This window comes from Falsiroseomonas selenitidurans (genome assembly GCF_012103215.1).
GTDB classification, from domain to species: domain Bacteria; phylum Pseudomonadota; class Alphaproteobacteria; order Acetobacterales; family Acetobacteraceae; genus Falsiroseomonas; species Falsiroseomonas selenitidurans.
Genome location: NZ_JAAVNE010000029.1, coordinates 25092 through 40262, shown reverse-complemented (window position 1 = coordinate 40262; position 15171 = coordinate 25092). Strand labels below are relative to the sequence as shown.

At 72.7% G+C, this 15171-nt stretch carries 16 protein-coding genes; 5 read left to right on the top strand and 11 right to left on the bottom strand.

From position 1 onward, the window contains the following. Positions 1-306 precede the first annotated feature (306 nt). The 7 genes from HEQ75_RS17255 to HEQ75_RS17225 are packed head-to-tail and all read right to left on the bottom strand — an operon-like array spanning position 307 to position 7752. Positions 307-867: an NADH-quinone oxidoreductase subunit B family protein gene (locus HEQ75_RS17255; RefSeq protein ID WP_209318618.1), complete on the bottom strand. Its 561-nt coding sequence runs from the start codon at positions 865-867 to the stop codon at positions 307-309. Then, positions 864-1100 carry a hypothetical protein gene (locus tag HEQ75_RS17250; protein WP_168032911.1) on the bottom strand — a complete coding sequence of 79 codons (237 nt, stop codon included), beginning with the start codon at positions 1098-1100 and terminating at the stop codon, positions 864-866. Before HEQ75_RS17250 ends, HEQ75_RS17255 begins: the two co-directional genes overlap by 4 nt. Further along, a complete protein-coding gene (locus HEQ75_RS17245; RefSeq protein ID WP_168032909.1) occupies positions 1097-2602 on the bottom strand; it encodes a hydrogenase large subunit in 1506 nt (501 codons plus the stop codon). The genes HEQ75_RS17250 and HEQ75_RS17245 overlap by 4 nt, the downstream gene beginning before the upstream one ends. Continuing rightward, on the bottom strand, positions 2599-4044 hold the full coding sequence (locus HEQ75_RS17240) for a proton-conducting transporter transmembrane domain-containing protein (protein ID WP_168032907.1): 1446 nt from the start codon (positions 4042-4044) through the stop codon (positions 2599-2601). Before HEQ75_RS17240 ends, HEQ75_RS17245 begins: the two co-directional genes overlap by 4 nt. Next, positions 4041-4718: a hydrogenase-4 component E gene (locus HEQ75_RS17235; protein ID WP_168032905.1), complete on the bottom strand. Its 678-nt coding sequence runs from the start codon at positions 4716-4718 to the stop codon at positions 4041-4043. Before HEQ75_RS17235 ends, HEQ75_RS17240 begins: the two co-directional genes overlap by 4 nt. Next, positions 4718-5677, bottom strand: a complete 960-nt coding sequence (locus HEQ75_RS17230) for a respiratory chain complex I subunit 1 family protein (RefSeq protein WP_168032903.1) — start codon at positions 5675-5677, stop codon at positions 4718-4720. The genes HEQ75_RS17235 and HEQ75_RS17230 overlap by 1 nt, the downstream gene beginning before the upstream one ends. Continuing rightward, entirely contained in the window at positions 5677-7752 is a 2076-nt protein-coding gene (locus HEQ75_RS17225) for a proton-conducting transporter transmembrane domain-containing protein (RefSeq protein ID WP_168032901.1), read from the bottom strand. The genes HEQ75_RS17230 and HEQ75_RS17225 overlap by 1 nt, the downstream gene beginning before the upstream one ends. Before the next feature lie 169 nt (positions 7753-7921). Between HEQ75_RS17225 and HEQ75_RS17220 the strand changes: the two genes are divergently transcribed. The 4 genes from HEQ75_RS17220 to HEQ75_RS17205 all read left to right on the top strand — a co-directional run bounded on the left by HEQ75_RS17220 (position 7922) and on the right by HEQ75_RS17205 (position 10707). Next, a complete protein-coding gene (locus tag HEQ75_RS17220) occupies positions 7922-8473 on the top strand; it encodes a TRAP transporter small permease subunit (protein ID WP_168032899.1) in 552 nt (183 codons plus the stop codon). Beyond that, the gene (locus HEQ75_RS17215; RefSeq protein WP_209318616.1) at positions 8470-9891 is read left to right on the top strand and encodes a TRAP transporter large permease; all 1422 of its coding nucleotides are present in this window, start codon (positions 8470-8472) and stop codon (positions 9889-9891) included. Before HEQ75_RS17220 ends, HEQ75_RS17215 begins: the two co-directional genes overlap by 4 nt. Then, positions 9888-10343 carry an SAM-dependent methyltransferase gene (locus tag HEQ75_RS17210; protein ID WP_168032897.1) on the top strand — a complete coding sequence of 152 codons (456 nt, stop codon included), beginning with the start codon at positions 9888-9890 and terminating at the stop codon, positions 10341-10343. Before HEQ75_RS17215 ends, HEQ75_RS17210 begins: the two co-directional genes overlap by 4 nt. A gap of 61 nt (positions 10344-10404) precedes the next feature. Then, on the top strand, positions 10405-10707 hold the full coding sequence (locus HEQ75_RS17205; RefSeq protein ID WP_168032895.1) for an alkylphosphonate utilization protein: 303 nt from the start codon (positions 10405-10407) through the stop codon (positions 10705-10707). Between the two features lie 136 nt (positions 10708-10843). Here the strand turns inward: HEQ75_RS17205 and HEQ75_RS17200 are convergent, their stop codons facing one another. Next, positions 10844-11671, bottom strand: coding sequence for an aldo/keto reductase (locus HEQ75_RS17200; protein ID WP_168032893.1), 828 nt, complete (start codon positions 11669-11671; stop codon positions 10844-10846). 34 nt (positions 11672-11705) lie between these two features. Here HEQ75_RS17200 and HEQ75_RS17195 point away from each other — a divergent pair, with 34 nt between their 5' ends. After that, positions 11706-12326 (top strand): hypothetical protein, encoded by a 621-nt coding sequence (locus HEQ75_RS17195; RefSeq protein ID WP_168032891.1) that lies wholly within the window; start codon positions 11706-11708, stop codon positions 12324-12326. A gap of 297 nt (positions 12327-12623) precedes the next feature. Here the strand turns inward: HEQ75_RS17195 and HEQ75_RS17190 are convergent, their stop codons facing one another. From HEQ75_RS17190 to HEQ75_RS17180, 3 genes are all read right to left on the bottom strand, one after another. Next, on the bottom strand, positions 12624-13427 hold the full coding sequence (locus HEQ75_RS17190) for an undecaprenyl-diphosphate phosphatase (protein ID WP_168032889.1): 804 nt from the start codon (positions 13425-13427) through the stop codon (positions 12624-12626). Between the two features lie 100 nt (positions 13428-13527). Further along, positions 13528-14616, bottom strand: a complete 1089-nt coding sequence (locus HEQ75_RS17185) for a TRAP transporter substrate-binding protein (RefSeq protein WP_168032887.1) — start codon at positions 14614-14616, stop codon at positions 13528-13530. Positions 14617-14716: 100 nt separating this feature from the next. Further along, on the bottom strand, positions 14717-15136 hold the full coding sequence (locus HEQ75_RS17180) for a DUF4149 domain-containing protein (RefSeq protein ID WP_168032885.1): 420 nt from the start codon (positions 15134-15136) through the stop codon (positions 14717-14719). Positions 15137-15171 lie beyond the last annotated feature (35 nt).

The window sequence follows — 15171 nt, the reverse complement described above, 5'->3', positions numbered from 1 at the left end:
GCCGGGTCCAGCCTGGACGGGTCACCGGCGCCCCCCCCGAATCGGCCCCGGCGCAAGGACCCGTCCCATGCGCTTCACGTTCCGCCTGCTGATCGCCGCCGCCCCTGGAGCACGCTGCCTTCGCTTGAACGCTGCTCATGCTCCGCGGGCAGCGGCCCGCCTCGGGTAGGGCCTTCCCACCTTGCTTTCCGGCGGCGGCCATTTCCCGGCAGGCCGCCGCCGGGTCGACCGGTTCCCGAGGGAACCGGTCCTTCGGGCCGGCCGCCCTGGTGCGGCCGGCCCGCTTTTTTCATCCCGTCGCGCGGTTCATCCGGGCGTGATGGCGCGCGGCGGCACCTGCGCTTCCAGGATCGCCAGCAGGGCTTCCAGGAACTGCGCCGGCGTCGGCGGGCAGCCTGGGATCAGCAGATCCACCGGCAGCACCTGCCCCACCCCGCCCTCCACCGCGTAGCTGCCCTTGAAGACGCCGCCGTCCACCGCGCAATCGCCAGCCGCCACCACCCAGCAGGGCTCCGGCGTCGCCGCCCGGGTGCGTTCCAGCGCCTCGCGCATGTTGCGCGTCACCGGGCCGGTGACCAGCAGCACATCGGCATGGCGGGGGGAGGCGACGAAGCGCAGGCCCAGCCGTTCCAGGTCGTACAGCACGCCGGACAGGGCGTTGATCTCCAGCTCGCAGCCATTGCAGGACCCCGCATCCACCTGGCGGATCGCCAGGCTGCGGCCCAGCCGGGCGCGGGATGTCGCCTCCAGCTTCTGCGCCAGGGCCTGCACCACCTCCTCAGGCGGCGCCTGCAGCTTCTCGGTCAGCGGGCGGGCGAACAGCCCGCGCGCCAGCTTCGGCCAGAGCATCCGGCCCGGGCGCCTCATGCCGTGCGCGCCACGCGGAACAGGTCGTTGCCCTCCGGATCGCGCAGCACCAGCTCCGTCCCCGGGGCCACGCGCTCCGCGATCCAGCCGATCTCGTCCAGCGCATGGGCGCGATCGTCATAGGCCCAGTGTTCGATCACGCCGCGCGTCGGGCCAGGCTTCACCACCGTCACGGTGAAAAGCCCGGTGGCGCCTTGCGCCGTGCCGGTCCGGCTGGGGTAGCGTCCGCTCACAGGTCAACCCCGCTGTAGGAACAGTTGAAGCTCTTGTTGCACAGGGGGAAGTCGGCGACGATGTTGCCCTCCACCGCGGCTTCCAGAAGCGGCCATTGCAGCCAGGACGGGTCGCGCGGGAAGACGGCGCGGATCAGCCCGCCATCGTCCAGCGCCATCCAGGTGGCGATCTCGCCGCGGAAGCCCTCCACCAGCGCCAGCGCCTCCCCGCCCCGCTGCGGCAGGGGCTGGTAGATCTCCCCCGGTGGCAGGGTGGCCAGGAAGCGGCGCAGCAGGCGGATGCTGTCGGTGATCTCGGCCATCCGCACCCGCACCCTTGCATCCACATCGCCCGCCTCCCGCACCGCCAGGCCCGGCGGGCTGCCGGCATAGGGGCCGGCGGGGAAGGCCAGCCGCGCATCGAAGCGCCGGGCGGAGGCGCGGCCGACCACGCCGCCGGCGGCGAAGCGCGCGGCCAGGTCCGGCCGCAGCACGCCGGTGCCCACCACGCGGTCCTGCAGGCTGGCATGGTCGTCGTAGATCGCGGCCAGGCCTGGCAGTTCCGCCTCCACCGCCGCCAGGGTCGCCAGCAGCACCGGCAGGGCGGCTTCCGCCAGGTCGGCGGCGACGCCGCCGGGCACCACGCGGTCCATCATCAGCCGGTGACCGAAGGCCGCGGCATTGGCGCGCAGCACCGCTTCCCGCAGCAGGCCAAGCCGCGCCAGGGGGAAGGCGAAGGCGGCGTCGTTGCAGATGAAGCCCCAGTCGTTCAGGTGGTTGGCCAGCCGCTCCTGCTCCAGCATCACCGCGCGCAGCCATTGCGCGCGCGGCGGGGCAGGGGTGGCGGTCGCGGCCTCCGCGGCTTCCGCGAAGGCGAGCGAATGCGCCACGGTGCTGTCGCCGGACAGGCGGGCGGCGAAGCGCGCGGCGGTGCGCGGCGACTTGCCGAGCATCAGGCCCAGCGTGCCCTTGTGGGTGTAGCCCAGCCGCTGCTCCAGCCGCACCACCATCTCCCCCTGCACGGTGAAGCGGAAATGGCCGGGCTCGATGATGCCGGCATGCACCGGGCCGACGGGGATCTGATGCCAGCCCTCGCCCTCGATCGGCAGGAAGGTGGGCTGTCCGGCCGGCACGCCGTTGCGCCCGGGGCGGGCGGCCAGCGGTGTGGTCAGCGGCCAGCGCCCATGGTCGAGCCAGGGGCGGAGGTCCTGCCCACCCTCGGCGGTCAGGCCCCACAATTCCCGCACCATGCGCTCGAACCGCACCGCGCCGGGGCGGGCGGGGGACAGGGCCGGGTAGTGGCCGGATTCGGCCGGGCAGCTGGCCAGCAGCAGCGCGCCGGCGGCCTCGTCCAGGAAGGCGGCGTGCACCAGCGCCGGCTCCGCCCACAGGGACAGCAGCGCCACCGCCGGCTCCGCCGCCAGCGCCGCCGGCAGTTGGGCGAACTGCGCGGGCGCCAGCAGGTGGCGCGCCGGGCGGCCGCCCTGGGGCGCCCCCGCCCGGATCAGGTCGAAGACGCTCATTCCAGCAGCACCGCGGCGTCGGACAGCAGCGCGGCCAGGCCCGGCGGCAGGGCGAAGCCCAGCAGCACCGCCAGCGCCAGCAGGCTCCACAACGGCAGCGTCGCCCATAGCAGCCCGCCCGGCAGGGCGAAGCCACCGGGCACCGGGCGGTCCGGCGTCGGCTCGCCCAGGCACAGTGCCTGCAGCACGCGGATCAGCGCCGTGGCGCCGACCAGCAGGCCAAGCCCGAGCGGGAGGATCAGCCAGGGCTGCCGCGCCGCCGCCTGCGCCACCAGCAGGAACTCGGACACGAACAGCGCGAAGGGCGGCAGCCCGGCCAGGCCGGCGATGCCCAGCGCCAGGCCCCAGCCCAGCGCCGGGTGGCTGGCCGCCAGCCCGCCGATCTCGGCGATCTTCTGGCTGCCCTTGATCTGCGCCGCGGCGCCGACGCCGAAGAACACGGCGCTTTTCACCAGGGAATGGCCCATCAGGTGCAGCATCCCGGCGAAGGGCGCGCCGAGGCCGAAGGCGATGGCCGAAAGGCCGACATGCTCGATGCTGCTCCAGGCGAACAGCCGCCTGGCATCGCGCCGCCGCCACAGCGCGAAGGCCGCCAGCAGCAGGGACGCCAGGCCGAAGCCCACCAGCAGCGGCCCCGGCGCCAGCGCCCCCGGGTGCAGCCCGACGACCGCCTTGGCCCGCAGAACCGCCAGCAGCGCCGCGTTCAGCAGCAGGCCGGACAGCACGGCCGACATCGGCAGCGGGCCCTCGGCCTCCGCATCCGGCAGCCAGGCATGCAGCGGCACCAGCCCGGCCTTGGTGCCGTAGCCGACCAGCAGGAAGACGAAGGCCAGCGAGAGGATGCCGGGGTCGCAGTGCGCCGCCACCGCCCGCAGCGCCCCCCAGGACAGGCCGGGATCGCCCTGCCCGACCAGCGGCTGCGCCGCCAGGTACAGCAGGATGGTGCCGAACAGCGCCAGCGCGATGCCGACGCCACACAGCACGAAGAACTTCCACGCTGCCTCGATGGCCGAGGGCGTGCCATGCACCGCCACCATCAGCACGGAGGACAGCGTGGCGATCTCGATCGCCACCCACATGACGCCGAGATTGTCCGACAGCAGGGCCAGCGCCTGGGCGCCCAGGAAGATCTGGAAGGCGGCGTGGTAGGCGCGGGCGCGCAGCCCGTCGAAGCGCTCGCAGTCCAGGGTGGCCGCGGAGAACGCCGCGCTGGCCAGGCCGATGAGGCCGGACAGCGCGACCAGCGGCAGGTTCACCGCATCCGTCCGCGTCCAGCCCTGCACGCCGTGCTCCGCCCCCAGCAGCCCCAGCGCCAGGGCGCAGAAGCCGCCGGCGACGCCGAGATTGACCAGGGCGGGCAGCCGCCCGCGCGGCGGGGCCAGCGCCAGCGCCACCGCCCCGAGCCAGGGCAGGAAGACGACCAGCCAGGGCAGCGGCATCATGGCGCCTCCCCCTCCCCCCGCTGCCGGGCGAGGTCGCCGGTATCGAGCGTCGCCAGCCGGTCGCGCAGCAGGAAGACGAAGATGCCGGCGACCAGCGCCAGCATCAGCACCAGCGCGGCGGTGGACAATTCCACCACCAGCGGCATGCCCTGCACCCCGATGGCGGCCAGGATCAGCCCGTTCTCCAGGCTCAGCAGCCCGATCAGCTGGCTGATCGCGTTGCGCCGGGCGATCATCATCAGCATCCCCAGCAGCACCACGGACAGCGCCAGGGCCAGGTTCTCCCGCGTCAGGGCCTGGGCCTGGCCGGCGGTGGCGGGCAGCACCACCAGCACCGAAAGCCCGACCAGCGCGATGGCCGCCAGCAGGGAAGGCCCGACGCCCAGCGCGGTTTCCACCGTGCGATGCAGGCCGAGCCGGCGCAGCGCGATGCGCAAGGCGAGCGGGATCAGCAGCGCCTTGGCGCCGAAGGCCAGCAGCGCCGTCACATACAGGTGCGGCGCGCCCTGGGCGAAGCCCTGCCAGAAGGCGGCGGCGGCCAGCAGCGCGCCCTGCACGGCGAAGGCGCCGATCACCGCCTCCAGCCGCCGCTGGTACAGCAACACGAAGGACATCAGCAGCACCGCGCCGCCGAGCAGGTGGGCGATGTCGTAGGGCAGGCTGCCGAAGCTCATCAGGCCAGCCTCGTGGACAGGAACAGCAGCAGCGCCCCCAGCAGGCCCAGCAGCAGCGCGGTGCCGAGGAATTCCGGCACCCGGAACACCCGCATCTTGGCGATGGCGTTCTCGAAGGCGGCCAGCGCCAGGCACAGCAGCGCCATCTTGCCCACCCAGGCGCCGATCCCCAGCAGCCAGCCCAGCGGCGCGAAGCCGGCCGGCGCCGTGCCAAAGGGGAAGAAGATGGCGGACAGCAGCGCCAGCCACAGCGTCAGCCGCAGCGCCGAAGCGGCCTCCCACAAGGCCAGGTGCCGGCCGGAGGCTTCCAGCAGCATCGCCTCATGCACCATGGTCAGTTCCAGGTGGGTGGCGGGGTTGTCCACCGGGATGCGGGCATTCTCCGCCACCGCCACCGCCAGCAGCGCGACCAGCGCCAGGCCGAGCGAGACGCGCAGACCCAGGCTGCCTTCCTGGAACAGGGCCCCGATCGGCTCCAGCCCCGTGGTGCCGGCCAGGATCGCGAAGCTCAGCACCGCCAGCAGGAAGGCGGGCTCCGCGATGGCGGCGAAGGACATCTCCCGCGCCGCGCCCAGCCCGCCGAAGGCGGTGCCGGCATCGAGGCCGGCCAGCGCCATCGCCACCCGGCCCAGCGCCAGCAGCCCGGCGATCACCACCAGATCGCCGAGCGGGGCGAAGGCCATGCCGCGGGCGAAGCTCGGCACCAGGGCCAGCGCGGCCAGCGCGGCGGCAGCCCCCAGATAGGGGGCGGCGCGGCTGACCCAGCTGGCGGTCTCGGCCAGAACCGGGCGCTTGCGCAGCAGCTTGGCCAGGTCGCGCAGCGGCTGCAGCGGGTGCGGGCCCTGGCGGCCCATCATGCGGGCCTTCAGCCAGCGGATGCCGCCCACCACCAGCGGCGCCGCCGCCAGCACCAGTGCCAGGTGCAGGATCTGCGTGAGCAGGGCAGCGAGCCAGCCCATCAGCCGCCCACCCAGGCAGCCAGCGCCAGCAGCGCCACCAGCGTGGCGAAGGGCAGCATCAGCCAGGCGCCGAGCGAGAGGCCGCGCAGCCGTTCCGCCCGCGCCGCCAGCGCATCCCGCGCCCGGGCCAGCGGCGCCAGCAGCCAGCCGTCGGCGGGGTCGGCGAAGCTGGCGGTCAGCCGCGCCGGGGAAGGGTCGCCCGGCGGCGGCATCGCCACCGCCTCCCGCGCCGCCAGCAGCGTGCCGCCCAGCATGCGGCGCAGCGGCTGGCCGAAGCCGGCGGCGGAGGGCTGCGTCGCCGGGTCGCCGAAGGGCAGGTGCGGCGGCGGCGGCATGAAGCCGCAATCCCAGGCCGGGCCGCGCACTGAAGCCGGGGCGCGGCGCTTCGCCACCCACCAGGCGAGTGCCGCCATGGCCGCCAGCAGCGCGGCGATGGCCAGCGGCAGGTAGCGCGCACCGCCATCGCCCACCCGCACCGCCAGCATGCCGCCGCGCTCCGCCATGCCCAGCGGCACCAGCACCTGCACGGCGCCCTGCGCGAGATCCAGCATCGGCCCCGGCAGCAGGCCGAGGATCACCGTCAGCCCCGCCGGCAGCAGCAGTGCCGCCCGCGCCAGCCAGGGCCCGTCCTGCGCCCCGGCGGCGCGCGGCGTGCGCGGCCGGCCCAGGAACGCCAGCCCGAACAGCCGCACCATCGCCGCCGCGGCCAGCGCCGCGGCCAGGGCGGCGGCGGCCACCGCCGCCACGCCCAGCACCTGGAAGGCCAGGTCCTGCACCCGCCAGGCGGCCAGCAGCGCCTGCAGCAGCAGCCACTCGCTGGCGAAGCCGGACAGCGGCGGCAGGCTGGCCGCCGCCCCCACCCCCACCAGCACGGCCCCCGCCGTCCAGGGCATGGCGTGGATCAGCCCGCCCAGCCGGTCCAGGTGGCGGGACGCCGCGGCGTGCAGCACCTCCCCCATCCCGAGGAACAGCAGCGATTTGAACAGCGCGTGGTGCAGCGCGTGCAGCAGCGCCGCCCCCGCCGCCAGCGCCGCCAGCACGCCGAGATCCGCCGCCCGGAACGCCGCCGCCAGGCCGAGCCCCATGCAGATCAGGCCGATATTCTCGATGGTGGAGCAGGCCAGCAGGGTCTTGCCATCGGTTTCCAGATTGGCGCGCAGCGCGCCCAGCACGGCGGAGCCCGCCCCCAGCACCAGCAGCGGCACGCCCCACCACAGCGGCTGCGCCGGGCCGCAGAGGTCCAGCAGCACCCGCGCCAGCACATAGACCGAAACCTTGGTCATGCCGCCGGACATCAGGGCGGAGACATGGCTGGGTGCCGCCGGATGGGCCAAAGGCAGCCAGCCATGCAGCGGCACCAGACCCGCCTTCGCCCCGCCGCCGGCCACCACCAGCGCCAGCACCGCCGCCGCCGTCCAGCCGGCGGGCGGCGCGGCGCGGATCGCGGCGAAGGAGATGTCGCCCGCCACGCCGGCCAGCAGGCCAAAGGCCGGCACCAGGCAGATGCCGCCGAACACCGCGATGGCCAGGTACAGCCGCGCCGCGCGCCGGTTTTCCGCCTGCGCATGGTCGGCCGCCACCAGGACCCAGGAGGCGAGCGACATCGCCTCGAACCCCAGCAGCAGGGTGAAGCCATCCGCCGCGACCAGTGCCAGCGCCATGCCGGCCAGGAACAGCGGGTAGGCGGCCAGCAGGCGGGGTGCCAGCCGCGCGCCATGCGCCAGGGCGAACAGCGCCGAACAGGTGGCGGCCAGCCCCACCACCAGCAGGAACCAGGCGGACAGCGCATCCACCGCCACCTGCGTCGGCACCGAAAGCGGCAGCGCCGCCGGCGGCATCGCGCCGGCCAGCAGCCCGGCCAGGCCCAGCCCGGCCAGCGCCAGCGCCGCCGCCAGCACGCCGCCATGCACCACCGCCGCGCCCCAGGCGAAGCGCGCCAGCGGCACGGCCGCCAGTGCCAGAAGCCCGAGGGCCCCCAGGGTGAGGAGGAGCGCCGTCAGCACGGCGGGGATGCGGGGCGGGACACGGGCAAGCAGGATAGCAGGCTCCCCCCCCGGCAGAAGGGGCTCCACCATGGCAGGCCCATCAAGTCTGCGGCCGCCATCGCCCGCCGCGCGGGAATCCCGGCTTTCCAAGCCTGCCGGCCGGCGCTAGAGGTCCCGCCCCGGCGCGATGGCGCGCCGGCTTCCAGACCCAAGCCGGGCGACCCCCGCTTGCACCGTTGAGACCCGGGGGGACGCGCCTGTGCGCCCGTTGCTCGCCTTCAGCCGTGGCGTGGATGCGCTGACCGCCGGTTTCGGGCGGATCGCCGATTGGCTGGTGCTGATCGCCTGCACCATCAGCGCCGCCAACGCCTTCGCCCGCTACGGCTTCGCCTCCGGCTCCAATGCCTGGCTGGAGGCGCAGTGGTACTGCTTCGCCGGCATGGTCATGCTGGGCGCCAGCCACACCCTGTTCCGCAACGAGCATGTGCGGGTGGACCTGGTCTATGGCGCGCTGGGCATGCGGGCGCGGATCTGGGTCGACGTGCTCGGCATCCTGTTCTTCCTGCTGCCCGCCATGGCGCTGCTGGCCTGGATGACCTGGCCCTTCTTCGTCGAGAGCTGGGTGCGGGCGGAGGTTTCCTCCTCCCCCGACGGGCTCATCCGCTGGCCGGCCAAGCTGCTGCTGCCGCTGGGATTCCTGCTGATGACCATCCAGGGGCTGTCGGAACTGGTGAAGCGCGTTGCCCTGCTTCGCGGCATCGAGCTGCCACCCGGACGGCTGCACGCCGCCTACGCCCGGCCCGACCAATGACCGAAATGCTGCATGCGGACCTGATGCCGCCGCTGATGTTCGGCGGGCTGGTGGTGTTCCTGCTGATCGGCTTCCCGGCCGCCTTCTCGCTCGCCGCCGTCGGGCTGTTCTTCGGCTTCATCTCCATCGAATTGGGCTTCTTCCCGGAAGCCTGGATGTTCAACCTGCCGCTGCGGGTCTTCAACATCCTGTCCAACGACCTGCTGCTGGCGATCCCCTTCTTCACCCTGATGGGCGCGGTGCTGGAACGCTGCGGCCTGGCGGAGGATCTGCTGGAAGGCACCGGGCAGTTGTTCGGCAAGGTGCCGGGGGGCCTCGCCTATGCGGTGATCATCGTCGGCGCCATCCTGGGCGCCATCACCGGCACCGTCGCCGCCAGCGTCATCTCCATGGGCATGATCAGCCTGCCGATCATGATGCGCTACGGCTACGACATGCGCATCGCCACCGGCGTCATCGCCGCCTCCGGCACCATCACCCAGGTGATTCCGCCCTCCCTCGTGCTGATCGTGCTGTCCGACCAGCTGGGGCAGAGCGTGGGGGACATGTATGCCGGCGCCATCGGGCCGTCCTTCCTGCAGGTGGCGCTGTTCCTGCTGTTCATCTGGCTGGTCTCCCTCTTCCAGCCGAAGAAGGTGCCGCCGCTGCCGCCCGAGGCGCTGGCCCCGCGCGACTGGCGGCTGTGGTGGCGGGTGCTGAAGGGCATGGTGCCCTCCATCGGCCTGATCTTCATGGTGCTGGGCACCATCTTCCTCGGCCTGGCGACGCCGACGGAAGCCGGCGCCATGGGCGTGGTCGGCGCCGTGGTGCTGGCGGCGCTGAACCGGCGCCTGACCTGGCCGCTGGTGCGGGAAGCCATGGGCAACACCATGCGCATCACCGCCATGGTCATCTTCATCCTGATTGGCGCCACGGTCTTCACCCTGGTGTTCCAGGGCGTCGATGGCGGCATCTGGATCGAGCACCTGCTGGGGCTGCTGCCCGGCGGCCAGACCGGCTTCCTGGTGTTCACCAACATCTTCATCTTCTTCCTGGCCTTCTTCCTCGACTTCTTCGAGATCGCCTTCATCGTCATTCCGCTGCTGGCGCCGGTGGCCAAGTCGCTCGGCATCGACCTGGTGTGGTTCGGGGTGCTGATCTGCATCAACATGCAGACCGCCTTCATGCACCCACCCTTCGGCTTCGCGCTGTTCTACCTGCGCGGCGTGGCGCCGAAATCGGTGCTGACACGGGACATCTACCTGGGCGCCATCCCCTGGCTCGGCCTGCAATTGCTGCTGGTGGCGGTGGTCATCCTGTGGCCGCAGAGCGTGACCTACTGGCTGGACCGCACGCCGCGCCAGGACCCCAGCACCGTCATCATCGACCTGCCCCCCCCCGTGACGCCGGACCTGCCTGTCATGCCGAGCTTCCAATGAACCTGATCCAGATTGGCACCGTGCGCGGCGGCCGGGCGGAGCCCCTCGACGATGCCTGGGACAGCGTGGAGTCCACCATCGTGCTGGACCCCGCGGTGCTGGGGCCGGATGCGGCGCTGGGCCTCGATTCCTTCAGCCATGTGGTGGTGGTCTTCGGCTTCCACCGGCTGGACCCCGCCGTGGTGGAACACAATGCCCGCCACCCGCGCGGCCGCCAGGATTGGCCGCGCACCGGCATCCTGGCCCAGCGCGGCGCGCCACGGCCCAACCGCCTCGGCGTCACCACCTGCGCCCTGCTGGGCGTGGACGGCCCGGTGCTGCGGGTTCGTGGGCTGGACGCCATCGACGGCACGCCGGTCTTCGACATCAAGCCGCACATGACCGGCTTCGACCCGCGCGGCGCCATCCGCGAGCCGGACTGGGCGCGGGAGATCATGGCCGGCTACTGGTAGCGCACCCCTTGCGGCGCCGCGCCGCAGGGAGGAAAGCGCCCCGACGCGGAGGGCGAACCAGATGGCCGACGACGACTACGTGTTCGACGAGGCGACCGGCGAATGGCGCCCGGCCAGCGAGGTGGCCGCCGCCACCGCGCCCGGCCCGGCGGCAATCCGCGATGCCGCCGGCAATCTCCTGGCCGATGGTGATTCCGTCACCCTCATCAAGGACCTGAAGGTGAAGGGCGCGAACCAGACCCTGAAGCAGGGCACCGTCATCCGCTCCATCCGCCTGACCGACAACCCCGAGGAAATCGACTGCCGGCACGACACCATCAAGGGGCTGGTGCTGCGCACGGAGTTCGTCCGCAAGCGCGGATAGCGCCGGCAACGGCGCCCGTCCTGCCGGTTTCCATGGATCGGGACCTGCGCCCGCCGAAGGCGGGCGAGCGGCCGAACGGCGGCCGCGCCAGGTGGCGCGCAGCCAAGCCGGCGGATGCCGGCGCCGGCGACTGGTATCAGATCATCTCCAGCGGCTGCTTGCGCCGCGGCGTCGGGAAGGCGGCGTCCAGCTCGGCGCGGTCCTGCTCCGTCAGCACCAGGTCGCGCGCCGCGGCATTGGCGCGGACATGCTCGGGGTTCGCGGCCTTCGGGATGGCGATCACCCCCTCCCGCCCCAGCACGAAGGCCAGGGCCACCTGCGCCGGCGCCACGCCATGCCGCGCCGCCACGGCCCGCAACGCCCGGTCCCGCAGCAGCGACCCGCCCTGGCCGATGGGCGAATAGGCCATCACCGGCATGCCCTGCGCGGCGCAGAAGGGCAGCAGGTCGAACTCCACGCCGCGCGCCTCCAGGTTCCACAGCACCTGGTCCGTGGCGCAATCGGCCAGCGCCGGACCCAATTCCCTGAGATCCGCCACATCCAGGTTCGAAACCCCCCAGCGCGCGATCTGCCCGCCCACGCGGGCCTTCTCCATCGCCTGCACCGTCTCCGCCAGCGGCACCCCGCCCCGCCAATGCAGCAGGTACAGGTCGATCCGCTCCACCCGCAGCCGCTTCAGGCTGGCAGCCAGCGCCACCGGCAGCTTCTTCGCGGAGGCGTTGTGCGGATAGACCTTGGAGACGAGAAACACCTCCTCCCGCCGCCCGGCGATCGCCTGGCCCACCACCTCCTCCGCCCCGCCCTCGCCATACATCTCCGCCGTGTCCACCAGCGTCATGCCAAGGTCGAGGCCCAGCCGCAGCGCCGCCGCCTCCGCCCGCCGGTCGCCACGCTCGCCCATCCGCCAGCTGCCCTGGCCGAGCGCCGGCACCATGACACCATCCGGAAATCGCACCTGCCGCATGGAACAATACCCCTTGCCTGCCCATCTGCGCGGCATGAACCGCACCCTCATCGCCCTCATGCTGGCCGCCAGCCCCGCCCTGGCGCAACCCGCCACCCAGATCCAGGGCCAGGTGCCCGAGGAAATCGGCTCCTGGCGCCTGTCCTGCCTGAACGACCGCATGACGGACCAGGCCGCCTGCCTGCTGCGCCACGCGGTGCCGGTGGAGCCGGCCGGCGGGACCGGATCCTCCCTGCTGCTGGAGATCCAGGACCGCGACGGAAGCCTGGTACCGGTGGTGACCGCCCGGGACCTGGGGCTGGAGAACGCGCGCAGCGGCCTGCTGGCCGTCACCGGGACCGCACAATTGCGTTTCCCCCCGAACCGCCACTTCGACCTGCCCTGCAGCCTGGAAGGCCGCAGCCTGGTCTGCGCCCCGCGCCCCGAGGACACCGCCCGCGCCAGCCAGGAACTGGCCAACGCCCCCACCGCCCTGGTGCGCATGACCGGCCTCGGCGCCGGCTCCAACCTGGCCGAACCGGCGGAACTGGCCCTCTCCCGCACCCGGGACGCCATGGCCCGCTACCGCAGCCGCATCCCCGAAGGCAGCACCCCACCCCGCCCCGGCCTGACCCTGCCCGACATCCTCGGCCGCCTGCAGGGCCTGTTCCGCTAATCCTGGCGCCGGGGCACCTCGGCGGTCAGGGGGTTGCGCGGGTGATGGCAGGGAGGGCTCTGCCCTCCCCGCACCCCTCCCGCCAAAGGGCGGCGGCCCTTTGGAAACCCATGAGACTTGAGCCGGCGAGGAGAGGGGGCCGGAGCGACCGCCAAACGCGCGGTACCGCTGGCCCCCTCTCCTCGCCTGCTTATAAGTCCTCGCGGTCCAGGGGGCCGCGCTCCCTGGTGGGGGGTGCAGGGGGGCGAAGCCCGCCCTGCGACCAACCCGCGCCACCACCCGACAACCGAAGCTGGCTCAGCGCAGGATCAGGAACACCAGCATGGCGGTGCCGAGGGCGATGCGGTACCAGCCGAAGGGGGTGAAGCCGATGCGGGCGATCACCGTCATCAGCCAGTTCACCACCACCAGGGCGACGAGGAAGGCGGTGGTGAAGCCGATGCCGATCTGGCCGAGGGCGGACAGGTCCAGCTCCGCGCGGGCCTTGTACAGGCTGTAGGCGGTGGCGGCGACCATGGTCGGGATGGCCAGGATGAAGCTGAATTCCGCCGCGGTGCGCCGATCCGTGCCCACCAGCAGGGCGGTGATGATGGTGGCGCCGGAGCGGGAGGTGCCGGGGATCATGGCCAGGGCCTGGCCGAAGCCGATCAGCAGCGCGGCCAGCGGTCCCATCTGCGGGACGGAGTGGATGGAGGGGGTGGGCCGCCAGCGTTCGATGGCGATGATGGCGATGCCGCCCAGGATCAGCGCGGCGCAGACCACGTAGGGGTCGAACAGCAGCCCGGTGATGGTGGCATGCAGCGTCGCGCCGAGGACGGCCGCGGGCAGGAAGGCCAGCGCCAGGTTCTGTACATAGTAGCGGTCCGCCCCCGGCCGCCAGAAGCCGGTGGCCAGGCGCCACAGCGTGGCGCGGAACAGGACCACCACGGCCAGGATGGCGCCGAGCTGGATGGAGATCTCGAAGCTCTTCCCGGGCGGTCCCTGGAAGCCGATCAGCTCCGCCAGCAGGATCAGGTGGCCGGTGGAGGAGATGGGGAGAAACTCGGTCGCCCCTTCGACCACGCCCATGGCCAGGGCGGAAAGCAGCGTGCCGAGGTCCATGCAGCCTGGGATTCCGCGATTGCTGCGCTGCTATAGACCGCCCGGTGGCGCGCCGCGATGCGCGCCACCGGGGATGGAGCCGATTTTATCGGCCCGGGGCTCAGCGCACCGTCTGGGCGGCGGAGAAGGCGAAGTTGTCGAAGCTGTTCTCCGCCACGCGGAACCACTGGTACTGTTCGGTGCGGAAGCGCAGGTAGCTTTCCATGATCTTCGCGAAGCGCGGGTTGCCGCGCGCGAGGTCCGCGTTCATCGCCTCATTCGCCTTCCAGGCGGCTTCCAGCACCGGGCGCGGCCAGAAGCGCAGCTGCGCGCCGGCGGCGACCAGGCGGCGGAGCGCCTGCGGGTTCGCCGCATCATAGCGCGCCGTCATGTCGGCATCGGCTTCGGCACAGGCAACCTCGATCGCGTGCTTGTAGAGGTCGGGCAGCGCGGCATGGGCGCGCTGGTTCATCATGAAGTGCAGCCGTGCCCCCGGCTCCCAGAAGCCCGGCGCGTAGTAGTACCGCGCCACGCGCACATAGTTCGCGCGCTCATCATCGTGCGGGCCGACGAATTCCACCGCGTCCAGCACGCCGCGCTCGAGCGAGGGGTAGATATCGGCCGGGGCCACCAGCGTGGCGGCCGCGCCGAGCCGGTTGAACAGCTGGCCCGCCAGGCCGGTGATGCGGAACTTCAGGCCGCGCAGCTGCTCGACGGAGGTGATTTCGTTGCGGAACCAGCCGCCCATCTGCGCGCCGGTGTCGCCCGCGGTGTGCGCCACGATGCTGTAGTCGCGAAACAATTCAGCCGCCAGCTCATTGCCGCCGCCCTGGCGGAACCAGGCGCTCATCTGGCGCGAGGTCAGGCCGAAGCTCATCGCGGTGAAGGGGACGAAGGCGACGTCCTTGCCGATGTAGTAGTAGCTGGCCGTGTGCCCGGCCTCGAGCGTGCCGGCCTGCACCGCGTCCAGCACCTGCAAGCCGCCGACGATCTCGCCGGCCGGGAAGGTCTGGATGCGGAAGCGCCCGTCGGTCAGCTGCGCGACGCGGGCGGCGATGCGCTCGAGCGTGCCGTACAGGATGTCGAAGACCCGGGGGAAGGAGGAGGCGGCGCGCCAGCGCACCTCCGGCATGGCCTGGGCAAGGGCGGGGGTCGCGAGGGCAAGCGGCGCGGCCGCGGCGGCGGCGCCCAGCATGGCACGACGGTTCATGGACATCCTCCCGATTCGGGCGTGCGGGCGATGCGCGCCCGCTTCTGACGCCAGGATTAATCGAAACGCGGCCGGCCGGAAATAGGCGGTGTCGCGCCGATCACAGGAAGAAGCCCGCCAGCACCACGCCGGCCCCGAGCAGCTGCACCAGGTTGGCGGCGACCGACAGGCGGTGCGCCAAGTCGAAGCCGCGCCGGGCCCGCTCGTCACCCGCCTTGGCGCGGTCCGACAGCGCGTTGATCCGCGGCATCAGCACCTGGCGCAGCCACAGGGTCAGCGCGGCGATGGCGGCCATCAGCCCGGAATCGAATTTGGACAACGGAAACAGGGAAATGGCGGCCGCCGCCGAGGTCGCCAGCACCCACAGGTAATAGGCCGGGAAGACGCCGCGCAGGAAGCGCCCGGCAGGGTCCGGCGGCAGCAGACGGAAGACCAGCGGGGCGATGATGGCGGCGAAGAACGCCATGCCCCCGAACAGCAGCGCCGTGCAGAACAGCGCGATCAGCAGCAGGGCGGTCATCGTTGCGGGGCCATGGCAGGCAGATGGCCCCGCCT